Origin of the sequence: Paenibacillus sp. PK3_47 (assembly GCF_023520895.1) — a bacterium.
Classification (GTDB): Bacteria; Bacillota; Bacilli; order Paenibacillales; family Paenibacillaceae; genus Paenibacillus_AQ.
The window spans coordinates 50,035-71,092 of record NZ_CP026029.1; the positions used below are offsets into that span (position 1 = coordinate 50,035).

21 protein-coding genes are annotated in these 21,058 nt (G+C 51.0%); 1 reads left to right on the plus strand and 20 read right to left on the minus strand.

Annotated elements, in window-relative coordinates; all coding sequences use genetic code 11:
• The 13 genes from fliF to C2I18_RS00325 all read right to left on the minus strand — a co-directional run bounded on the left by fliF (position 1) and on the right by C2I18_RS00325 (position 13,256).
• Positions 1-1,593 carry a flagellar basal-body MS-ring/collar protein FliF gene (gene fliF / locus C2I18_RS00265; protein WP_249899303.1) on the minus strand — a complete coding sequence of 531 codons (1,593 nt, stop codon included), beginning with the start codon at positions 1,591-1,593 and terminating at the stop codon, positions 1-3.
• Between the two features lie 34 nt (positions 1,594-1,627).
• Positions 1,628-1,936, minus strand: coding sequence for a flagellar hook-basal body complex protein FliE (fliE, locus tag C2I18_RS00270; protein WP_249899304.1), 309 nt, complete (start codon positions 1,934-1,936; stop codon positions 1,628-1,630).
• Between the two features lie 29 nt (positions 1,937-1,965).
• Positions 1,966-2,352, minus strand: a complete 387-nt coding sequence (flgC, locus tag C2I18_RS00275; protein ID WP_249902300.1) for a flagellar basal body rod protein FlgC — start codon at positions 2,350-2,352, stop codon at positions 1,966-1,968.
• Between the two features lie 66 nt (positions 2,353-2,418).
• The gene (gene flgB, locus C2I18_RS00280) at positions 2,419-2,829 is read right to left on the minus strand and encodes a flagellar basal body rod protein FlgB (protein ID WP_249899305.1); all 411 of its coding nucleotides are present in this window, start codon (positions 2,827-2,829) and stop codon (positions 2,419-2,421) included.
• Positions 2,813-2,983 carry a hypothetical protein gene (locus C2I18_RS00285; RefSeq protein ID WP_249899306.1) on the minus strand — a complete coding sequence of 57 codons (171 nt, stop codon included), beginning with the start codon at positions 2,981-2,983 and terminating at the stop codon, positions 2,813-2,815. Before C2I18_RS00285 ends, flgB begins: the two co-directional genes overlap by 17 nt.
• Positions 2,984-3,209: 226 nt before the next feature.
• The gene (gene hslU, locus C2I18_RS00290) at positions 3,210-4,610 is read right to left on the minus strand and encodes an ATP-dependent protease ATPase subunit HslU (RefSeq protein WP_249899307.1); all 1,401 of its coding nucleotides are present in this window, start codon (positions 4,608-4,610) and stop codon (positions 3,210-3,212) included.
• A gap of 34 nt (positions 4,611-4,644) precedes the next feature.
• A complete protein-coding gene (gene hslV / locus C2I18_RS00295) occupies positions 4,645-5,187 on the minus strand; it encodes an ATP-dependent protease subunit HslV (RefSeq protein WP_249899308.1) in 543 nt (180 codons plus the stop codon).
• Between the two features lie 133 nt (positions 5,188-5,320).
• A complete protein-coding gene (gene trmFO / locus C2I18_RS00300; protein ID WP_249899309.1) occupies positions 5,321-6,691 on the minus strand; it encodes an FADH(2)-oxidizing methylenetetrahydrofolate--tRNA-(uracil(54)-C(5))-methyltransferase TrmFO in 1,371 nt (456 codons plus the stop codon).
• A gap of 22 nt (positions 6,692-6,713) precedes the next feature.
• Positions 6,714-8,810 carry a type I DNA topoisomerase gene (topA, locus tag C2I18_RS00305; protein ID WP_249899310.1) on the minus strand — a complete coding sequence of 699 codons (2,097 nt, stop codon included), beginning with the start codon at positions 8,808-8,810 and terminating at the stop codon, positions 6,714-6,716.
• Between the two features lie 165 nt (positions 8,811-8,975).
• A complete protein-coding gene (gene dprA / locus C2I18_RS00310) occupies positions 8,976-10,094 on the minus strand; it encodes a DNA-processing protein DprA (protein ID WP_249899311.1) in 1,119 nt (372 codons plus the stop codon).
• 223 nt (positions 10,095-10,317) lie between these two features.
• Positions 10,318-11,247: a succinate--CoA ligase subunit alpha gene (sucD, locus tag C2I18_RS00315; RefSeq protein ID WP_249902301.1), complete on the minus strand. Its 930-nt coding sequence runs from the start codon at positions 11,245-11,247 to the stop codon at positions 10,318-10,320.
• Between the two features lie 66 nt (positions 11,248-11,313).
• Positions 11,314-12,471 carry an ADP-forming succinate--CoA ligase subunit beta gene (gene sucC / locus C2I18_RS00320; protein WP_249899312.1) on the minus strand — a complete coding sequence of 386 codons (1,158 nt, stop codon included), beginning with the start codon at positions 12,469-12,471 and terminating at the stop codon, positions 11,314-11,316.
• Positions 12,472-12,821: 350 nt separating this feature from the next.
• A complete protein-coding gene (locus C2I18_RS00325; protein ID WP_275100952.1) occupies positions 12,822-13,256 on the minus strand; it encodes a MarR family winged helix-turn-helix transcriptional regulator in 435 nt (144 codons plus the stop codon).
• A gap of 176 nt (positions 13,257-13,432) precedes the next feature.
• On the opposite strand from C2I18_RS00325, the gene C2I18_RS00330 reads away from it, so the two are divergent.
• Positions 13,433-13,861 carry an organic hydroperoxide resistance protein gene (locus tag C2I18_RS00330; protein ID WP_249899313.1) on the plus strand — a complete coding sequence of 143 codons (429 nt, stop codon included), beginning with the start codon at positions 13,433-13,435 and terminating at the stop codon, positions 13,859-13,861.
• Positions 13,862-13,999: 138 nt separating this feature from the next.
• Here C2I18_RS00330 and C2I18_RS00335 read toward each other — a convergent pair whose 3' ends face one another.
• The 7 genes from C2I18_RS00335 to C2I18_RS00365 form a co-directional block, all read right to left on the minus strand.
• Positions 14,000-15,694 (minus strand): YifB family Mg chelatase-like AAA ATPase, encoded by a 1,695-nt coding sequence (locus C2I18_RS00335; protein WP_249899314.1) that lies wholly within the window; start codon positions 15,692-15,694, stop codon positions 14,000-14,002.
• 246 nt (positions 15,695-15,940) lie between these two features.
• Positions 15,941-16,450, minus strand: a complete 510-nt coding sequence (locus C2I18_RS00340; protein WP_249899315.1) for a phosphoesterase — start codon at positions 16,448-16,450, stop codon at positions 15,941-15,943.
• 45 nt (positions 16,451-16,495) lie between these two features.
• A complete protein-coding gene (locus tag C2I18_RS00345) occupies positions 16,496-16,909 on the minus strand; it encodes a hypothetical protein (protein WP_249899316.1) in 414 nt (137 codons plus the stop codon).
• A 133-nt stretch (positions 16,910-17,042) separates the two neighbouring features.
• Positions 17,043-17,429, minus strand: coding sequence for a YraN family protein (locus tag C2I18_RS00350; RefSeq protein ID WP_249899317.1), 387 nt, complete (start codon positions 17,427-17,429; stop codon positions 17,043-17,045).
• Positions 17,426-17,728, minus strand: a complete 303-nt coding sequence (locus C2I18_RS00355; RefSeq protein ID WP_249899318.1) for an EscU/YscU/HrcU family type III secretion system export apparatus switch protein — start codon at positions 17,726-17,728, stop codon at positions 17,426-17,428. Before C2I18_RS00355 ends, C2I18_RS00350 begins: the two co-directional genes overlap by 4 nt.
• Positions 17,725-19,875 (minus strand): hypothetical protein, encoded by a 2,151-nt coding sequence (locus C2I18_RS00360; protein WP_249899319.1) that lies wholly within the window; start codon positions 19,873-19,875, stop codon positions 17,725-17,727. The genes C2I18_RS00355 and C2I18_RS00360 overlap by 4 nt, the downstream gene beginning before the upstream one ends.
• Before the next feature lie 550 nt (positions 19,876-20,425).
• Positions 20,426-21,037, minus strand: coding sequence for a ribonuclease HII (locus C2I18_RS00365; RefSeq protein WP_249899320.1), 612 nt, complete (start codon positions 21,035-21,037; stop codon positions 20,426-20,428).
• Positions 21,038-21,058 lie beyond the last annotated feature (21 nt).

Sequence of the window (21,058 nt, forward strand, 5' to 3'; positions counted from 1 at the left end):
TCACCTCTGTTCGTCAGACAGCCATGTGCGCAGCAGGTTTACGAATTCGTCCGGTTTCTTTTTGGCCAGACTTTCCAGTTGCTTGCGAACCTGACTTTCATTCGTCACGCTCTCCAAGTTAATAGACGGGAACTCGGTAGGAACCTGCAGCGGAATGTCTTCTTCCGCTTCCTCTTCTTCTTGTCTGTTCTTGCGGCTCCGGTAAATGAAGAATCCTGCACCCGCACCGACCAGCAGCGCTCCTGCAGCAATGGCCCAAATCATCCATGTCGCAAGCCATCCTGCAGCGGTTTCTGTTGCTGTATCTCCGAACTGCTGCGAGTATACCGAAACTTTTTTGGTTAAATCAGCGTCTGTATAAGTGGTACCTGAATCTGCAAGTGATGCCCGTACAATGTTGACCAGAATGTTCTCAATCGCATCTGAAGTGGCTTCATCCAAAATTGTTTGGCCTGCAGGTGGTTCAACTGCAACATTAATGGTTAAATCTTTAACAGTATATGGGCTCGCAATGATATCCTTCGTAATCCGGTTCACTTCGAAATTTCTTGTCTCCGAAGACTCCTCAGAAGTAGAAGTTCCCGTCTCAGTACCCGAAGGATAACCCGACACATCTTCAGATCCTGTACCCGCAACGCCTCCGGTAGTATTTCCCTGTCCCGAATAAGTGTTGCTGATAATCTGTGAACTGATCTCAATTCCTCTCATATTCTCAGTATCGACCGGCAAAACAAGATCCTCTGTGCGGTTCTCCTTATCAAAATTAAGCTGGGAGAATACCAGAACATCGACTTTATCCGGGCCTGTGAGTGTACTCAGGAACTGCTTCACATTTTTCTTGACTTCGTCCTCGAATTTTTTCTTGAGTGCGAAGTTCTCTTCAACCTGGCTGGATACACCGGCTTGTCCGCCCTTGGCAGTCGGCATCAGCTCGACTTCGTCGTTGGCAATCGTAATGTTCTCAATGGGAAGATTCGGCACTGCCGTCTTTACAAGATTGAAATATCCGTCAATATTATCCTGGGATGGCCTGAATCCCGGATCGAAGGTTAGCACTACGGAAGCGGACGCCTGCTCCTGGTTTTCCTGTGCGGCAAACACCGTTTCTTTTGGAAGATTAATCAGCACTTTGGCATCTTTAATCCCCTGCATCCTGCTCATCAGCTGTTCTACTTCACCATTCAAAGCGTTGTTATACTTAACATTAAACTCACTGTCTGTTGTACCAATCATTGATGATGATTCATCAAAAACTTTATACCCGATCGACCCTTCCTGAACAATCCCCTGTGAACCGATGTCCACCTTAATCCGGGCTGCATCAGTGCTTGGAACCGAAATGCTTCTTCCATCTGCACTTAAACGGTAAGGAATACCGGCTGAATCGAGATAAGTCATTACGCCTGCAGAATCTGTACTGTCCAAATCCTGAAAAGCGACTTCATACTCTGTTTTAGATAGCTGCATAGTCAAAACTACGATTATTAGAATAATGATAAACAGGGTAGAGAAGAATAAAATCTTCTGTTTACCGCTGAATCTGTTCCAATATAGGGTGAGCTTCTCCCTGTACTGGGCCAATCTTTCATTCACAGTGTCACCCCATCCGAAACTTAGCTAGGATTATTTAGATCTGAGTTCTCATAATTTCCTGATAGGCTTCAATCACTTTGTTCCGGACTTGTGTAGTCAGCTGCAAACTCAGCAATGCCTGTTGGGATGAAATCATAGCCTCATCTACATTAACTTCTCCCAAAATAAACTTATTGCTCATATCCTTAGCCTGCTGTTCCTGTTCCGCCACCTGATTCAAGGCATCTTCAAGATAAGAGCCGAAGCTTTGCTTGGATCCGGTAACGGCAGAAGTTTCTGCAGTTGCAGTCTTCATAGCAAGCGGCTGTACAGCTTGAGTTCCAATATTAATATTTTGTATCATTTGTAACCCTCCTAAAATTGCTTTGCAGATTAACGCCCGATTTCAAGCGCTTTGGTTACCATGGCCTTGGATGCGTTCAGCATTGTTACGTTGGCCTCATAAGACCGGGACGCGGACAGCATATCGACCATTTCTTTTGTGATATCCACATTAGGCATATACACATAACCTTCCGCATCAGCATCCGGATGAGTAGGATTATATACCGGCTTCATAGGTGAAGAATCCTCAATAATCGACTGCACCTTGACTCCTTCGCTGCTACCATTCAGTTTGGAATTCAATATATTGGAGAAACTATTATTGTCAGCTGTCTCCAGCACTACCAGCTTGCGGCGGTAAGGTACCGCTTTCCCATCGACGACGGAGGCTCTTGTGGTCTCCGCATTGGCAATATTGGAAGAAATCACATCCATCCGCAGCCGCTGAGCCGTCAATGCTGAAGCGCTTATTCCAAAACTAGCGCCAAAATTCACCAATCATTACCTCCCTTCAATTACTGTACGCATCATCGAAATCTGACTGTTCAGCTGCTGCACATAAGAGCTGTGTCTGAGCTGATTCTCCGCACTCAGCGCCATTTCCCGGTCCATATCGACATTATTGTCATTGTTGTTCATTGACGTCGTTTCATCCGTACTGATAACTGCAGTCGGCACAACGGCCGAACCTGTTCCAAACTGGAAGTGACGCGAATCCGTTCTTTTGGCATTTAGCGTAGATTTGGCTCCGCTCTCCTGCTGTCTCAGCAGACTCTCAAAAGCTACATCAGAGCGCTTGAAATTGGGAGTATCGACATTTGCTACATTGTTGGCCAAAACATTTTGTCGTCTGGTGGTAGCATCAAGGCCTCCCTGTAATCGTTGGAAACTGACACTATTCAGCAAACCCATGGAAATATCCCCCTTCCAAACCTATCATAATGAAAAGAATTCCACAACTTTTGCCGTATTCCTGCTTCTTTTCGACAAAAAATGCTAAAATTCTTGCTTTTTCTCCCCAACTTGCTCGTAAACTGTCGTTACAAATATCAAATTGTAATTTCATATAATATGATTTTCTTAGAATTTGTATATTATTACAATAAGAAATAAGCCCTATCTTTTCAGAAAAGAGGGGGCTTTAAGCATTAATTTTCAATTTATTACCTTTTTATTTACATATTTTTCTTCTATTTAGCACCGTATTACATAATTTTACGTCTTTTACGTATAAAACTCATATGTCACTAATTCAAAATACCTAATTTCGTAGTATTTTAAACCTTGTCGCATTAAAGAATATATTGACTTAAGTCGCGGTCCTGCGCAATTCCCGACAGCTTCTCCCGCACATATTCCGGGGTGATGACCATAGTGTCCAGCGTTAGCTCCGGGGCTTCAAAAGAAAGATCCTCAAGGAGCTTTTCCAGAATCGTATGCAGCCGGCGGGCACCAATGTTCTCCATGTTCTGATTTACGGAAGCCGCGATTCTGGCGATTTCCTGGATCGCTTCAGGCTGGAACTGGACTTCAATATCCTCAGTTTTCAGCAGATTGACATACTGCTTTGTCAGAGCGTTCTCTGGTTCAGTCAGAATAGAGACAAAGTCCTCAAGCGTCAGACTGCTCAGCTCTACACGGATCGGGAAACGCCCCTGAAGCTCAGGAATGAGATCGGAAGGCTTGGCAATATGGAAGGCGCCTGCGGCCACAAATAGCACATAATCCGTTTTCACAGGGCCGTATTTGGTCATCACCGTGGAGCCTTCTACGATCGGCAGGATATCACGCTGCACGCCTTCACGGGACACATCCGGACCTGAGCCCTTGCCCTGGCTGGCAACCTTATCTATTTCATCGATAAAAATAATTCCGGACTGCTCTGCCCTGGCAATCGATTCCTGGATCACATCATCCATATCGATCAGCTTGGCCGCTTCATCCTGGATCAGCACCTTGCGGGCCTCGCGGATCGGGAGCTTGCGCTTCTTGGTCTTCTTGGGTAAAAAGCTGCCGAACATTTCCTGCATATTCATGCCCATCTGATCATTGCCCTGACCGGCGAACATATCAAGCATTGTAGGTGCCGTATCTTCCACATCCACCTCGATAATATCATCCTCCAGCTGGCCTGCCAGCAGCTTGAACTTGACACCGCGGCGGCGTTCACTCAGCGAACCGTCCTCAGGTTCCTCTTTGTGATCTTCAGCACTGGCATTGTTGTTGCCGAACAGCATTTCAAACGGGTTGCGCTGGGACTTGTTTTTGGAGGAAGAAGGTACAAGTATCGAAACAATGCGTTCGTTAGCCAGCTCCTCGGCACGGTCTTTCACTTTTTCGGTACGCTCCAGCTTCACCATGCGGATCGCGGTCTCCACCAAATCACGGACCATGGACTCTACATCACGGCCCACATAACCAACCTCGGTAAACTTAGTCGCCTCCACCTTAATGAACGGTGCGTTCACCAGCTTAGCCAAACGGCGGGCAATTTCGGTTTTACCGACACCGGTCGGACCAATCATCAGGATATTCTTCGGTACGACCTCATCCCGGAGTTCTTCAGCCAGCAGACTGCGGCGGTAACGGTTGCGCAGCGCGACTGCCACAGATTTTTTGGCCTGCTTCTGGCCTACGATATATTTATCTAGCTCTGCTACAATTTGACGGGGTGTAAGTGATTGATTCGCCATGGTAACTTCCTCCCTCGATTTAGCGGCACCGTGCCTATAGTTGTTCTACAATAATATTGGAGTTCGTATATACACAAATCTCGGAGGCAATTTGAAGCGCTTCTCTGGCAATCCCCGCAGCTCCCATATCAGGAGCATTGCGTTTCAGGGCCCGCCCTGCAGCAAGGGCAAAGTTGCCTCCCGAGCCGATGGCCAGCACGTCATCATCCGGTTCGATAATTTCACCGTTACCGGAAATCAGCAGCATTCCCTCTTTGTCCATAACAATCATCAGGGCCTCCAGCTTGCGCAGGATGCGGTCCTGCCGCCAATCCTTGGCCAGCTCCACCGCAGACCGCTGCAGATTGCCATGATGTTCCTCCAGCTTGCCCTCAAATTTCTCGAACAAGGTGATGGCATCGGCTACTGAACCGGCAAAACCGGCAATAACCTGCCCTCTATATAAACGGCGGACCTTTTTGGCCGTCGTCTTCATTATGACACTCTCTCCGAATGTAACCTGGCCATCGCCGGCTATCGCCGCATGACCGTTATGCCTCACCGCACAAATGGTAGTCGCATGAAAGCTGGGTAACATGTTTGGCAACCTCCTAAAAGTTTTGTTAGGATCGCATCGTTGAATCCACTTCGGCAAAACTCGCTTCGAAAGCATAAACCTAAGTTTTGTTAGGATCGCATCTTTGCATCCGCCTCGGCAAAACTCGCCCCTCCTAAGAGGGGTCTGTTTCTTCCGCAATTTCCGCCTTTTCAGGCTCTTTATAAGGAAGCTTGGTTTCGGCTGCGAATGCCGCAAGACTGTCAAGCGCACGGTACGCAAGCAGTTCATTTTTTTCCTTTTTGTTGCGGATCTTCTTCTCCAGCTTCGGCAGCAGCCCGAAGTTGGCGTTCATCGGCTGGAAATGCTCCGGATCTGCAGAGGTAATGTAAGCAGGCATACTGCCAAGCACACTGTCTGCAGGGAAAATCAGGCCTTCCTGGCCAAGGGCCGCTCTGGCAGCATTGATGCCGGCGATCATACCGGAAGCTGCAGATTCCACATACCCCTCTACACCTGTCATCTGGCCGGCAAAGAAGAGTCTTTCCTTGCCTTTCATCTGATACGTAGGATGCAGAAGCTTAGGCGAATTAATAAAGGTATTACGGTGCATTACACCGTAACGGACATACTCTGCGTTCTCAAGTCCGGGAATCAGCGAGAACACCCGCTTTTGCTCCCCCCACTTCAGATGCGTCTGGAATCCGACCAGGTTATACAGTGTACCTGCCGCGTTATCCTGACGCAGCTGGACCACTGCATACGGCAGCTTGCCTGTGTGGGGATTGACAAGCCCTACGGGCTTCATCGGACCGAACAGTGCTGTCTGCTTGCCGCGCTTCATCATGATTTCAATCGGCATGCAGCCTTCAAAATAGATTTCTTTTTCAAAATCCTTAAGAGCTGCCGTCTCGGCTGTGATCAGCGCATCGTAGAAGATGTCAAACTCCTCTTCCGTCATCGGGCAGTTCAGGTATGCTGCTTCGCCCTTGTCGTATCGGGAGGCCAGATACACCTTGCTCATGTCGATTGTATCTTTCTCGACAATCGGTGCTGCAGCATCGTAGAAGTAGAAATACTCTTCTCCGAGCAGCTCTTTGATTTCCGCAGACAAGGAAGGAGAAGTCAGAGGCCCTGTGGCGATAACAACAATCCCATCCTCCGGTATATGCGTAAGTTCTTCATTTATGACTTCAACAAGCGGATGATTATGCAGTGTTGAGGTAATCTCTCCGGAGAATCCGTCACGGTCAACGGCGAGTGCCCCGCCGGCGGGAACAGCGTGCCGGTCGGCTGCACCAAGCACCAGTGAATTCAGGCGGCGCATTTCTTCCTTTAGTACACCTACCGCATTGCCAAGCCCGTTGGCCCGCAGCGAATTGCTGCACACCAGTTCCGCAAATTGATCGGTATGATGCGCAGGTGTCTTAACTACCGGTCTCATTTCATATAATCTTACCGGCACACCTTGTGAAGCGATCTGCCAGGCAGCCTCGCTTCCGGCCAGGCCCGCACCGATTACTGTAACTTTAGCTGTTTCTGTCAATTCCGTTTCCCCCTGCTTACTATTATTCTGCTAATTCTTCGTTGTCCTGTACTTCTTCCGAGTGATCGCAAGCGGTGCACTGCAGCTTAGTCCCCTGTTTGTTGCGTTTCTCAATCATCCATGATCCGCATGACGGGCAGGCTTTGGCAGAAGGTCTGTCCCAGGATACAAAGTCACAGCCTGGATACTGGTCACAGCCGTAGAAGACACGCCCCTTTTTACTGCGCCGCTCCACAACCTTGCCCTCATGACATTTTGGACAGCTTACCCCGATATCCTTCACGATCGGCTTCGTATTCCGGCAATCCGGGAATCCGGAGCAGGCCAGGAACTTGCCAAAACGCCCAAGCTTATATACCAGCGGCTTGCCGCACTTTTCACACATTTCATCAGAGACCTCATCTTCAATCTCGATCTCTTTCATTTCTTCTTCAGCAAACTCAAGCCGTTTTTCAAAAGACTGGTAAAACTCAGCCAGTACCTTTACCCAGTCTTCAGCGCCTTCTTCGACATGGTCAAGATCACCTTCCATATGGGCCGTAAATTCCACATCCAGAATTTCCGGGAAAAAGGTTTCCATCTGCTCGATAATCAGCTCTCCAAGCTCTGTAGGCATGAATTTTTTCTCTTCGATGGCCACGTAGCCGCGCTTCTGGATTGTTTCCAGTGTCGGGGCATAGGTACTTGGCCGCCCGATTCCCAGCTCTTCCAGCGTTTTGACCAGCCGGGCTTCCGTATAACGCGGCGGAGGCTGTGTAAAATGCTGTTTGGGTTCAATTTCCTGCTTAATCAGGTCATCTCCCGCTGCTAGCGGCGGCAGGAATTTCTCTTCATCTGTCGTTCCGTCATCATTACCTTCCACATAAACCTTCATGAACCCCGGGAAGGAAACTTTAGAGCCGACAGCTCTGAAAATTGCAGTACCTGCAGCAATATCCACCGACAGTGTATCCAGCAGTGCCGAGGACATCTGGCTCGATACAAAACGCTCCCAGATCAGTTTATAGAGACGGAATTGGTCACGGCTCATAAATTCTTTTACCGTGTCAGGTTCGCGGTGTGCCGATGTCGGACGGATCGCTTCATGCGCATCCTGCGAGCCAGCTGCCTTCTTGGAATATTGGCGCGGCGCTTCAGGTACAAATTTCTCACCGTATTTGGAAAGGATCAGTTCCTTGGCTTCTTCCTGGGCGGTAGCTGACAGGCGCGTGGAGTCGGTACGCATGTAAGTAATCAAACCGACAGTGCCTTCTTTGCCAAGCTCCACACCTTCATACAGCTGCTGTGCCACAGACATGGTCTTCGCAGCCCGGAAACCTAATTTGCGGGCAGCTTCCTGCTGCAGGGAGCTTGTTGTAAACGGTGCGGACGGATGACGCTGCCTTTCCTTCTCCTTCACCTGGCTAACCTTAAAAGCCTGCCCTTCAATTGCCGCCAGAACCTCCTGCACATCACCTTCATTGCCGAGTTCTTTCTTCTCGCCGTTCAGCTTATGAAATTTGGCTTCAAAGCTGGTATCTTTGATGCCAAGCTTAGCTGTAATACTCCAATATTCAGTAGGAATAAAAGCGGAAATTTCATTTTCGCGGTCCATGATGATCTTTACGGCAACGGACTGGACCCGGCCGGCCGAGAGGCCTTTTTTGACTTTCTTCCATAATAGTGGACTGATCTTGTAACCTACGAGGCGATCCAGAATCCGCCGGGCCTGCTGGGCGTTGACCAGATCCATATTAATTTTGCGGGGAGTCTTGAAAGCATCCTTTACAGCCTGTTTGGTGATTTCGTTAAATACAACCCTGCATTCCTGTGTGTTGTCCAGATCCAGCGCATGCGCCAGATGCCAGGCAATAGCTTCGCCTTCGCGATCCGGGTCAGCCGCCAGATAAACTTTTTTCACTTTTTTGCTGGCATCCTTAAGCTCCTTCAGAATGGAGCCCTTGCCTCGGATCGTTATATATTTGGGGCTGAAATCATTTTCCACCTCTACACCAATCTGGCTCTTCGGCAGATCCCGGATATGCCCCATAGATGCCTTTACAATATATTTACTGCCTAAATATTTGCCGATTGTCTTTGCTTTTGCAGGCGACTCGACTATAACCAATGCATCCGCCATAGGTTTTCCTCCTAATAGTTTTGGTAAGCATACGCTCTTTGAAGCGGCTTCAGACGAGCTGATCCTGGAAAGCATACGCAAGAAATGATGTTAGCATCGGCTTTCGTAAAACTCGCTTCAAACAAAACTCGCAGCGAAAGCATAGCCTAACATATGTCTTCTATATTAAATTACCTTGTAAACAGCACCCGGTAATTGTGTTACCGCTTTTTTTATGATTAAAGATAACAGAACTGAATGCAAATGTCCAAAATCCCAGCCTGTTCTGCCCAAAAGTTCATCCAGTGTAAAAGGCCCTTGATGCAGTATATGGTAAAGCTGTGACTCCTCACTTGTCAATTTCTTTTCCGCCTGAAGGTCTTCATTTTCCACGCAAAAAGGGGACAAACCTCCGGGTTTCGCTATTTTTCCGGGCAGATAGGCTATGTATTCCTCTATCACATCAGCGGCTCCGGTTACAAGCTTTGCCCCCTGCTTGATCAGCTCCAGCGCTCCCCGGCTTTTGGGAGAGGTCAGCGGTCCCGGGACGGCAAACACATCTCTTCCGGCCTCCAGCGCAGCATCAGCGGTAATCAGTGAACCGCTCCTGCTGTCTGCTTCAACAACAAGTGTCCCGAGCGACAGCCCGGCTATAATCCGGTTCCGCTGGGGAAAGAGGCCGGGATGACTTTTGGTGCCAAGCGGATATTCGCTGATCACAAGCCCGTCTCCGGCTATCCTCCGCTCAAGCTCCCGGTTCTCCGGCGGATATACTTTGTCGAGTCCCGTCGCCACTACCGCTATTGTACTTCCTTCTCCGCGGAGCGCGGCTTCATGGCAGACACTGTCAATCCCCCGGGCCAGCCCGCTCACTACGGTGAGCCCGCTTCGGCTTAGCTCTTCCGCCAGCATCTCCCCTGCTTTACGTCCATACGCAGTAGGCACACGGGTACCTACCATGGCTATTGCCGGCCGTGAGGCGAGCGCAAGATTGCCGCGGTAATAGAGCACCCAGGGCGGCTGCTGTGTCTCCTTGAGCAGAGCAGGGTATTCTTCATCGAATATTGTCACCATTTCTGCACCGCTTTCCTTCATTAAAAGAAGTCGCGCATTAATCCATCCTGAACCCAATCCTTCAGCGAGGCGCTGCGACATTTTCGGAGTTAATCCGACCTTCTCCCAAGCATCGGCGGATAAGCCAAATGCAACCTCATTTAATAGTCCCGACCGGCGGATTTTGTCGATGCTTTTCCAGCCGATGCCCTCTACTTCATTTAACCCGAACAGCAGACGCCGTATATCCATATGTATTCTCTCCCTTATGAGGAAGGGCCAGCCTTCCCTATTCTGTGATACACACGCCAAAAAGGCAAGGTGCAGTTTATGTCAGCCCTTCAGAGCTGCATCCTGAACGCAAAAAAAGCAACCTTTCATCCCTGCTGACAGGAACAAAAGGTTGCTTACCTTTGGGAATATTATACACGATGACAGCGTAAAAAAACATCTCATTTCACTTGGAAACGGAAACTTAATTTGTTGTAAAAGTGTTCAAAATACCGCGTTCTTCAAGCACGCTGACCAGGGTCGAGCCCATTTCGGCTGGTGTAGGCGCTACTTTGATCCCGCAGGACTCCAGTACAGCGATTTTCTCGCTGGCTGTCCCTTTACCGCCGGAGATAATGGCTCCTGCATGCCCCATCCGTTTGCCCGGAGGCGCGGTTGCGCCGCCGATAAAGCCTACAACCGGTTTGGTCATATTCTCCTTGATCCAGAGGGCTGCTTCTTCCTCAGCCGTACCGCCGATTTCACCGATCATGATGACCGCTTTGGTACCCGGATCTTCATTAAACAGCTTGAGGATATCAATAAATTCCGAGCCTTTAACCGGATCGCCGCCGATACCGACTGCCGAAGACTGGCCGATTCCCCGTTCTGTCAACTGATGCACAGCTTCATAGGTCAAGGTTCCGCTGCGGGAAACTACACCTACATAACCCGGCATATGAATATATCCCGGCATGATCCCGATTTTACATTGGCCAGGCGTAATAACGCCAGGACAGTTAGGGCCGATAAGAACGGTAGAACGGCCTTCCATGTAACGCGATACCTTAACCATATCGAGAACAGGAATACCTTCAGTTATGCAGATGACGAGCTCAAGCTCTGCGTCGACAGCCTCCATTATGGAGTCTGCGGCAAATGCCGGGGGAACATAAATAACACTGACTGTTGCCCCGGTTGCTTCTTTGGCAGCAACAACGGTGTCAAATACAGGCAGGCTCACTTCGCTGCCGTTCTCCAGCGTGATGTTTACCGTAGTTCCGCCTTTGCCCGGAGTAACCCCGCCAACCATCTGTGTACCGTAGTCGAGCGCTCCCTTGGTGTGGAACAAGCCCGTCGAACCTGTAATCCCCTGCGTGATGACTTTCGTATTTTTATCTACAAGAATGCTCATAGTGTTGGTCACATCCCTACTTAAATTGTCGAATACGAGATACTTTCCTCTATAGCACAGTCATAATTACACAAGAGCTACAATTTTACGGGCACCGTCCGCCATCGAATCTGCAGCCACGATATTAAGGCCTGAGCCGGCGAGAATTTCTTTGCCCAGCGCCACGTTGGTGCCTTCCAGACGGACAACCAGCGGCTTGGTCAATCCCAGCTGGCGGGCTGCTTCCACCACACCTGTGGCAATGACGTCACAGCGCATAATCCCGCCAAAGATGTTGACAAATATACCATTCACCTTATCGTCAGACAAAATAATCTTGAAGGCTTCGGTAACCTTCTCCGTCGTTGCACCGCCCCCTACATCGAGGAAGTTAGCCGGTTCGCCGCCGTAATATTTGATAATATCCATAGTAGCCATCGCCAGACCTGCACCATTGACCATACAGCCGATGTTGCCGTCCAGGGCGATATAGCTAAGATCATACTTGGATGCTTCAATTTCCTTCTCATCTTCTTCATCCAGATCGCGCAGCTCCAGAATATCCTTGTGACGGTACAATGCATTGGAGTCGAAATTCAGTTTGGCATCAAGTGCCATTACATTGCCGTCGCCTGTAACGACCAGCGGATTAATCTCTGCAATGGAACAATCCTTATCCACAAAAGCCAAATACAGCGCTTGCATGAACTTGACCGCTTTATTTACCAGTTCTGGCGGAATGGCAATACTGTAAGCAAGTTTGCGCGCCTGGAAGGTCTGCAGTCCTACTGCCGGATCAATAATTTCCTTGAAGATTTTCTCCGGATGAGTAGCTGCCACCTCTTCAATCTCGGTACCGCCCTCTTCGGAAGCCATCATGACCACCCTGCCTGTGCCGCGGTCTACAACAAGTCCGATGTAATATTCCTTCACAATCTGACAGCCTTCTTCAATAAGCAGCCGCTTGACTACCTTGCCCTCAGGCCCTGTCTGATGCGTAACGAGCGTTTTGCCAAGAATTTCTCCGGCGTAAGCACGAACCTCCTCAGGAGATTTCGCTACTTTGACACCTCCGGCCTTACCGCGCCCGCCTGCATGAATCTGCGCTTTGACCACAACTACCGGTGTTCCCAGCGATGCTGCAGCTTCAACCGCTTCCTCCACTGTATAAGCAACTTTTCCGTTCGGTACGGCTACGCCGTACTTCTTAAGTACTTCTTTTCCCTGATACTCGTGGATATTCATACCGGAAGCCTCCTAAAATGTTGCGGTGGCTTATGCAGGCAGCCTGCTGCCATACCGCTTTCCGTTTTGATTGTCCAAAGCCGGGTCCAGACCGGTAAAAGAGCACAATATCCCGGTTCCGGCAGAAAACCAGACTGCTTTCAAAGAAAAACAGTATACTTTTCCGCCAGTGACACAGCCATGAAATACAGATATTCATCTGAATTCAGCTATATGTCTAAAAAGGAAACCCAGAATATTGTAACATGTTTTAAAAACGCTTTCCTCAAAAACTTTCACTATTTATACATACATTTTCGCTCATATTCATGCCGGAATGCGAACGATTACATTGACATTACACAGCGTTATTATTTATCTGCATTAACGTTTTTTTCGTGAACCCTTGCCAGCAGATCTTTGAACTGTCCCAGCAGGCTGACGAATTCATCGGCTGACAGCATCGTTCCTTCTACCATTTTACCGGGAATACATGCCGCTTCACTCCGCAGCTCCCAGCCTTTTTCGGTAGGAGAAATCAGCACCTTCCGCTCATCCTGGATGGAACGCTCGCGTACAATCAGCCCCGCAGCCTGCAGACGTTTGAGAAGCGGCGTCAGCGTACCGGAGTCTAAATAAAGAGCTTCACCGAGTTCCTTAACCGTACATTGCTGTTTCTCCCAGAGAACGATCATGACCAGGTACTGGGAATAGGTCAGGCCGATCTTGTCCAGATGAGGCTGATACATCTTCGTAAATTCCCGGGAACAGGCGTAAATGGTAAAACAAAGCTGATTATCAAGCATTAGCTCAGGGGATGTTGTTGACTTTTGCATTTTCTTCACCTGCCTTTATGACATTATTTTATCATAATTCCTCTGCAATATCATGTTAATAGCGAAAAATATATTGACTATTATTTATATTGTGTTAAATTAGATTGTGTACAATATAAATTGATTTGAACGGGAGCGATTTTATTATGATGACTATTCAGCAGAAAATGTATGAAACTACAGTAAAAGCAGTAGGCGGAAGAAACGGATATATTGAATCGGAAAGCCCTAAGCTTAATTTGAACATCAGCACTCCGCGCGAAATGGGCGGCGCCGGCGGGGAAGGCACCAATCCTGAGCAGCTGTTCGCAGCCGGATATTCCGCATGCTTCGACAGCGCACTCAACATGGTGGCCCGTATGGGTAAAGTAAAAATTGAAGGCAGCGAAGTCACTGCAACCGTCAGCTTCGGTAAAGTTGAAGACGGCGGATTCGGCATTGCTGTCAAGCTTGATGTCCTGGTTAAAGGTGTAGACAAGGACACCGCAGCACAGCTGGTTGAAGCGGCTCACGGTGCGTGTCCTTATTCCCGTGCGACCCGGGGCAACATTGCAGTTGAACTGAATGTTCTGTAAATTCACCTTACACTCTCTCTGAACATCTCTCCGGCTTTAAAAATAGTCAGTAATACACATGACAAAATACCTTGCCGCCGGAATTGCGGGAAGGTATTTTGTCGTCCACCAGCTTCTTATGTCAGGCCTTTTCTGCCGCTAATCCTCCGTAATCACTTGACGGTCCAGATTGCGGTACTGCACTGCCTCCGCCAGGTGGGCGGAGCTGATCTCTGCCGCTCCTTCCAGGTCGGCAATTGTCCGCGCAAGCTTGATGATCCGGTCATGTGCCCGCATACTCAGCCCGAGACTTTCCAGTATGGCATGCAGCAGCACACTCCCTTCTTTGCCCAAAGCCGCATATTTGCGCAGCGCTGCCCCTGATAATTCGCTGTTCCAGGAGATCGGAAGATGCTTATAACGGCTTTCTTGTACCGCCTGTGCCTTCAGCACTTCCGCGCGCATTTCCGCTGAAGACAGCGATGGCGCCCCCTCATCCCAGCCTGCAGGACGCGGAACATCCACCTGCATATCAATCCGGTCCAGCAGCGGTCCGGAAAGCTTCGAACGGTACTGGGCAATCCGTGCAGGACTGCAGGTGCATTTTTGCATACCGCCGCTGCCAAGATATCCGCAGTTGCAGGGATTCATGGAGCAGGCCAGCAAAAACTGGGCCGGAAAAGAGAATGCCGCCCTTGCCCGGCTGATGGTCACAATCCGGTCTTCCAATGGCTGGCGCAGCACTTCAAGCACATTGCGCGTAAACTCCGGCAGCTCATCCAGAAAAAGAATGCCGCGGTGAGCGAGACTGACCTCCCCGGGTTTTGGGATTCCTCCCCCTCCGATCAGACCGGCGGCAGAGATCGTGTGATGCGGAGACCGGAACGGACGTTCACGCAGCAGTCCGCTCCGGGCATCCTTCAGCTTGCCTGCAGCGCTGAAAATCTTGGTGACTTCCAGTGACTCCATGTCGCTAAGCGGGGGAAGAATTCCCGGCAGCCGTTTGATCAGCATCGTTTTCCCTGTCCCTGGCGGGCCCATCAGAACGATGTTGTGCATACCCGCTGCCGCAATGGTCAAGGCACGCTTGACGTGATTCTGACCCAGCACATCGCTGTAATCTTCCATTAGTCGATGTTCTTCCGAGGTCTGGGCTGCCGGATGACCGGCTCCTGGGATATATCTAAGATGTTCAAGACTTACTGCCTGGACCGGAAGACGGCCTTTGGCTCCTGCTGCCCCAGACCTGACACTCACCGGAAAAGGCAGTGTATCCTGCGCTGCCTGTTCACCAAGGGGAATATCCGCGCCGGCCTTCAATGAAGATCCATCAGACATTCCTGCAGCCTCATCTCCCGGCTGATGCAGCTGCCGCAAATGCTCAAGGGCATAGATCTTCATTCCGCTGATCAGTGAAGCTTCGGCAGCATTGCCATGCGGAACCAGCACAGCCTCAATCCCTGCGCAGCGGGCAGCCTCCACCATCGGGAGTACACCGGTTATCTGCCGCAGGCTCCCGTCCAGCGCCAGCTCACCGATGAGCAGCATTTGGTCTGCAGCCGGCATAACCAGCTGTCCGCTTGTCGTGAGGATTCCGATGGCTATAGCGAGATCAAACGCAGAACCTTCCTTGCGCAAATCCGCAGGAGCAAGGTTCACTGTCACCCGCTGCTGGGGATACCGGTAGCCGCAGTTTTTGACCGCAGCCCGCACTCTCTCCACCGCCTCCCGGATTGCCGAGTCCGGCAGCCCGATGATATGGGTCTGCGGCAGACCGTTGGCCAAATCAATCTCGACACCGATTATAACGCCTTCGATTCCGTACAGGCATGCGCTGTGCATTTTTCCGTACATAAATAAAAAACACCTCTTTTTCCGAATTACACTCCTGACAGAGTGATATGGCTTCAAGAAAAAGGGTGCTTCCTCATTTTCTGATATCGATATTTATAGTATACAAATGATCCTTGAGAAGAATCAATAGCTGGCGGCAAACAAATACAGACTTGCACCCTCCAGTGAAAATTGCGCGAAATCCGCCGTCCGTTTATGGTTGTCTGACCTGCATATGTATGCAAGGATGCTTGTTGACAGGCAGCATTATCCTTCTTCGCTAACCATCACCGCATTTTTGATTTGCCCGAATGAGAGCGGTGTATAGCCCCAATGCTCTACACACACATTAAAATGATTTTTCCCCTCATATTTTTGACCGTGGATATGACCGTGTACATTTACGTATGGCATATGTTTGTTCATATACATGGGTTCATGGGAGAGGAAAAAAAAGTCCTTATAAATCAGAGGATACTCATTCACTTCATCAAAGCCGGCTTCCAGCCACCAGCTCCGGCCCCGCCCGCGGTCGTGATTGCCGAGTATGAGGATTTTGTAACCGTTCAGGGCATTCACGATTCCGCGGGTTGCCTCCAGATTCAGAAACGAAAAATCTCCGAGATGAAACACAGTATCCTGAGTTCCAACCACTGAGTTCCAGCTTTCAATCATCGCCCGGTCCATTTCTTCAGCACTTTTAAAAGGCCGTGATTCAAAATCAATAATCTGCTTATGGCCAAAATGGTGATCCGAAGTAAAAAATACGTTAGACATCCTGCTTACACCCAGCTTTCTGATAGGCTCACCCACATCTTAAGCTCATTTGTCCCAGTTCCGCTTGCCGGTCCGCTGATTGACATCAATCTGTATCAGTTCAGCGAGCGGGGGGCCTTCCTCATGCTCAATCAGCCATTTCCGCATTTCCTTGATCGCCTCTACCTGTCCATTCCCTTTGTCACGCCATGTAAGCAGCTCAATGACCCTGATTACAAGCGACAGCAGGCTGCTATTACTGCTAAGGCTTTTTTCAGCCCGGATCTTTTGGAATAATGCTTCATTTTCCCAATCGATTAATATCTCTTCCGCTATCGCCGGACGCATAACGGTAAAGGTTTTGTTGCAGTTGCTGCAGCAGACGACGGATAAAGGCTCTCCACCCAGATCCACAGCGATTTTGTGCTCGCAGTGTTGGCAAGCAAAGCTTACCTGTATATCAACCGGTTGATTACTCACGGGACAGCCTCCTTCTTCTTGGTAGCATTAAAAGTTACAATAATGTTTACCCACTTCCTAAGAGAAATGACCCAAACCGCAGCAGCTAAGGCAGAACAGCGCTCCAAAAATAGCCTTAAATATTTGAAAAGACCTAAAATGCCTCCCGGATATGAGCTAATTCGGCAATACTTAAGTCCTCATTCAACATGACTGTAATCACATCAAACGAAACCTGTCGGTCCTCAGCACTATTCTGGTGTAGATAAACCTGTGCCGTACTCCGCACCTGGCGTATTTTGCGCATATCCACCGATTCTTCCGGCGTTCCCTGCAGCAGGCTTCCGCCACGGCTGCGGACTTCCACAAAGGTCAGGACTCCCTCGTGCTCAGCGATGATATCGAGTTCTCCGCTGCGGCAGCGCCAGTTACAGCCGACAATGTTATAACCCCGAGATGTCAGATACATTACAGCAGCTTTTTCGGCTGCCGTCCCTTTCTGCCTGCGGTTATAACGTCCTCCCGTAAAGCCCTCGCTCACTCCTGCCTCCGTTCCCCCGCAGCCCGGTCACTCCGGTAGACATAGCTCAGGATCTCCGCCACCAGACTGTACAGCTCCGGCGGAATCTGCTGGTCCAGATCCAGCTTGGAGAGCACTTCGACCAGTGCAGCATCCTCCTGCACGGCTACTCCGCTGTCTTTGGCCCGCTGCAGAATGATCTCGGCAATTTCTCCTTGACCCTTGGCGACAACCACGGGAGCTTCATTCTGGCCCGGAGTGTATTTTAGCGCTACAGCCTTTTTACGGCCGGGTGTCACTTCATTCACCGGTTCGCTCATATGCGGTAATCAACTCCTTTGTAGGCATCCGGAACGTATTCAGCAAGCTTGCCGCCCCCCGTCCCGGCAGGAGAAGCTTCAGCTGGGCCCGGCTCCGGAAGCGGTTCAGTGCGCATTCCGGATAGCTGGTAACCGATGGATTCCACTGCAGCCGCTATATCGTCCCGCCGGCCCTCCAGAAGTTCAAGCACCCATGGCGTGTCATTATGAAGCTTGAGGCTGACGATCCGGTCAACCACCTGGACATCCACCAGTGTCTGGCCGAGCTGCTTCATGTCCAGGTCGAACCACAGCCGGCAGTTAGCCGCATCCAGTTCACCTTTGCGGCCCCGGCGGGACTGAATATGAACCGAAGCCGTCTCCTGGCCATCCTCGCCGCGGAACGGCAAAAACAGGGTCACCTGGGCAAAAGGCGCCGTACGGTCCGTATTAAGCAGCAGCTGCTGTCCGGTCAGCTGCTGCACAAGCGTGCCTGCGGCTTCCTTAACCGCAGGCGGCACATCGCTGCTGCCCATCACCTGCAGCAGCAGCCCCTTCAGCGTGTCGGCGGAATCCGCCCCGCCGGCTGCCGTACCCTGCAGTGCCGCGGCTGCTGCGCCGCCGCGCACGGCCTGCTGCTCGTGCTCCGCACCGAGCAGCTTCAGCACCCGCCCCACCCAGGACTCCGTGTCCGGGGCGGGTGCGGGGGCTTGCCCCGCCTGCGCAGCTGCGGGGGCCGGCACTTGCCCCGCTTGCGCAGCTGCGGGGGCTTGACCTTGCCCCGCCTGCGCTGCTGCGGGGGCTGGCACTTGCCCCGCTTGCGCAGCGGCGGGGGCCGGCACTTGCCCCGCCTGCGCAGCCGCGGGGGCTTGACCTTGCCCCGCTTGCGCAGCCGCGGGGGCCGGCACTTGCCCCGCCTGCGCAGCCGGCGGGGCCGCCCCGAGCTGCGGCAGCGTGCCGCGCAGCTCGGTGAGCACGCCCTGCAGCTTCGCCAGCAGGGCGGTTCCTCTGCCGGCGTCACCTGCCGCCGGCTCAGATGCTGCTGCTCCTGCAGACGCAGCAGCATCCCCGCCAGCCTGCGCCGCCCCATTCTGCGGCGCAGTGCCCGCGGCCGGGGTTCTTGGAGCTGCATTCAGCTCAGCATTCCCCGCCTTGGGAAGAGCTGTAGCCGCAGGAGTCTCGCCCTCCGGTGCTGCCGGCACAGCGGGCGCAGCTCCCGCTTTAGCGGCGGCCTCAACACCAGACTCAGCTTCTGCTGGATTCACCTGCGGTACTGCCGTCCCTCCGGCAGGCTGCCCAGCTTTGCCTGCATTAGCCTGCTGATTACCGGCAGTTAGCGGGATCTGCTTTGCACCCTCTCCCCCATCCTCCGCAGCAGCATTTACAGCAGCAGATTTGCTTGCTGCTGCCGGATCAGCACCCGCTGCTTCACTCTCTGCAGCAACCGCTGGAGCACCGGCATTAGCCGCTGCTGACGTACCTGCCGGGGGCAGCGTTTTGTCCAGTCCGCCAGAACCTGGTGACTGCGGCGCCGTTGTTCCATTTCCGGACGGTTTTGCCTCTGCACTCTCCTGCGCCGCCCACTTTCCCAATTCGGCCTCAAGGTTAAGCAGCAGCTCATGCAGCTTGGGTCCGAACACCGCCTGCTGCAGACCTTTGATACTTTCTGCTGTAACCGGCAGTCCGCGTTTTACCGAGATAACCGCCGCTTCCAGCCATTCGGAAGTCGGCACACCCTGCGGCTTGGCATTTAATACAGCATCCAGCTTTGCTGCGGTCTCCTTCGTTAATGGCAATCCTCCGGACTGCATGGCCTGAATAATTTCTTTTCCCGCCTTGGACTGGGTCAGACCCAGAGACTCCAGCGCTTCGCCCATGCTTTGCGTTGAGAGCATCGCAGCTTCCCCGAGTGACACGGCTTTGAGCACCGGCAATCCGCCTTCTCCGGGAGGCCCTACCTGTAAATTCATGGCCTGGCCCGGCTGAAGCGGTGTTTCCAGCTCTGCCCGAACCGGCATGCCCTGGATTTGTACCACAGCCTCTTTGCCTGAATCAGATACACTGAGGACAACGCCGCGGACGACCTGCCCTTCTTTCAGCTCCATACTTTTAGCTTCGCCCGCTCTGCTGTCTCCCATCAGCCCGCGAAACAATGATCCTATATTCATACCGTTCACCCCTCCCAGAGCAATATTGTCTTCTTATTATATCGACATAAATGAGTTTTTTATGAAAGGCTCCGGAAGCATTGCCAGGAAAACTTACCACGGGTCTGATTATTAATCGAATGCTCTAATTTAACTACAATTATTTTGAATATCAGGGCTGCAGCAAAGTTTGCTTCGTAAAAAATTGCGACCATACGCAGCTGGATTTCCTCCAGCTAATTTGATCTTTTTTCATCATTTATGGGCTTTAGCTGGAAATTTTCCAGCTATTCTGGCGGATAACAGTCTTTGGAGGCTCATTCAGTACTTTTAAGCGGAGTTTTTCCCGCTATTTTTCAAATACCCGTATTCCCCTTAGCATTAGATGGAGAATTTCCACTGAGGTTGATCCTTACCGCCCCAGTAGATATTTTTCCATAACAGGGATAATCAACAGGGCTTATTTTCCTCCAACTATCCTATTCCTTTTCCTTCATTATATTATCTATCACCGAGAATCCCGCTTGGCTCGAGCTGAACGCGCACCCAACCGGACCGGAACTCTATATACTTAAAATAACGTCTGCTGCTCCGCCAGAATTCTGCCGATAAAGCTGCGCCGGTGCATAGGAGTAGGGCCCAAAGCCACAATCTGTTCGCGGTGAAGCTTGGTCGCGTAGCCTTTATGTATCTTAATCCCGTAATCCGGGTATAATTCTTCCCACAAGCCTTCGCATAGCCTGTCGCGCGTCACCTTCGCCACAATCGATGCCGCAGCGATGGACTGGCTGTTTGCATCCCCTTTGATGATCGCACGCTGGGGCAGCTGCAGATCTACTTTTTCTGCATCCACGAGCATATAATCCGGCGTTTCTGAAAGACCCTCCACCGCTTTTTTCATGGCCAGCCGCGATGCCTGTTTAATGTTAATTTCATCAATAACAGCCGAATCCACATGGCCGACACCCACAGCCAGCGCCTGCTCCATAATGATTTCAAACAGAGTATCCCGCTTCTTGGCAGTCAGCTTCTTGGAATCGTCAACACCATCTATAATAAGTCCTTCCGGCAGGATTACCGCCGCGGCGACAACATCACCGAACAGACAGCCTCTTCCAACCTCGTCTACACCGGCAATCCGGTTAAAGGACTGCCCCCAGGCCTCTTTTTCATACAACAACATGTCCGTAATCTCCACTGCTAA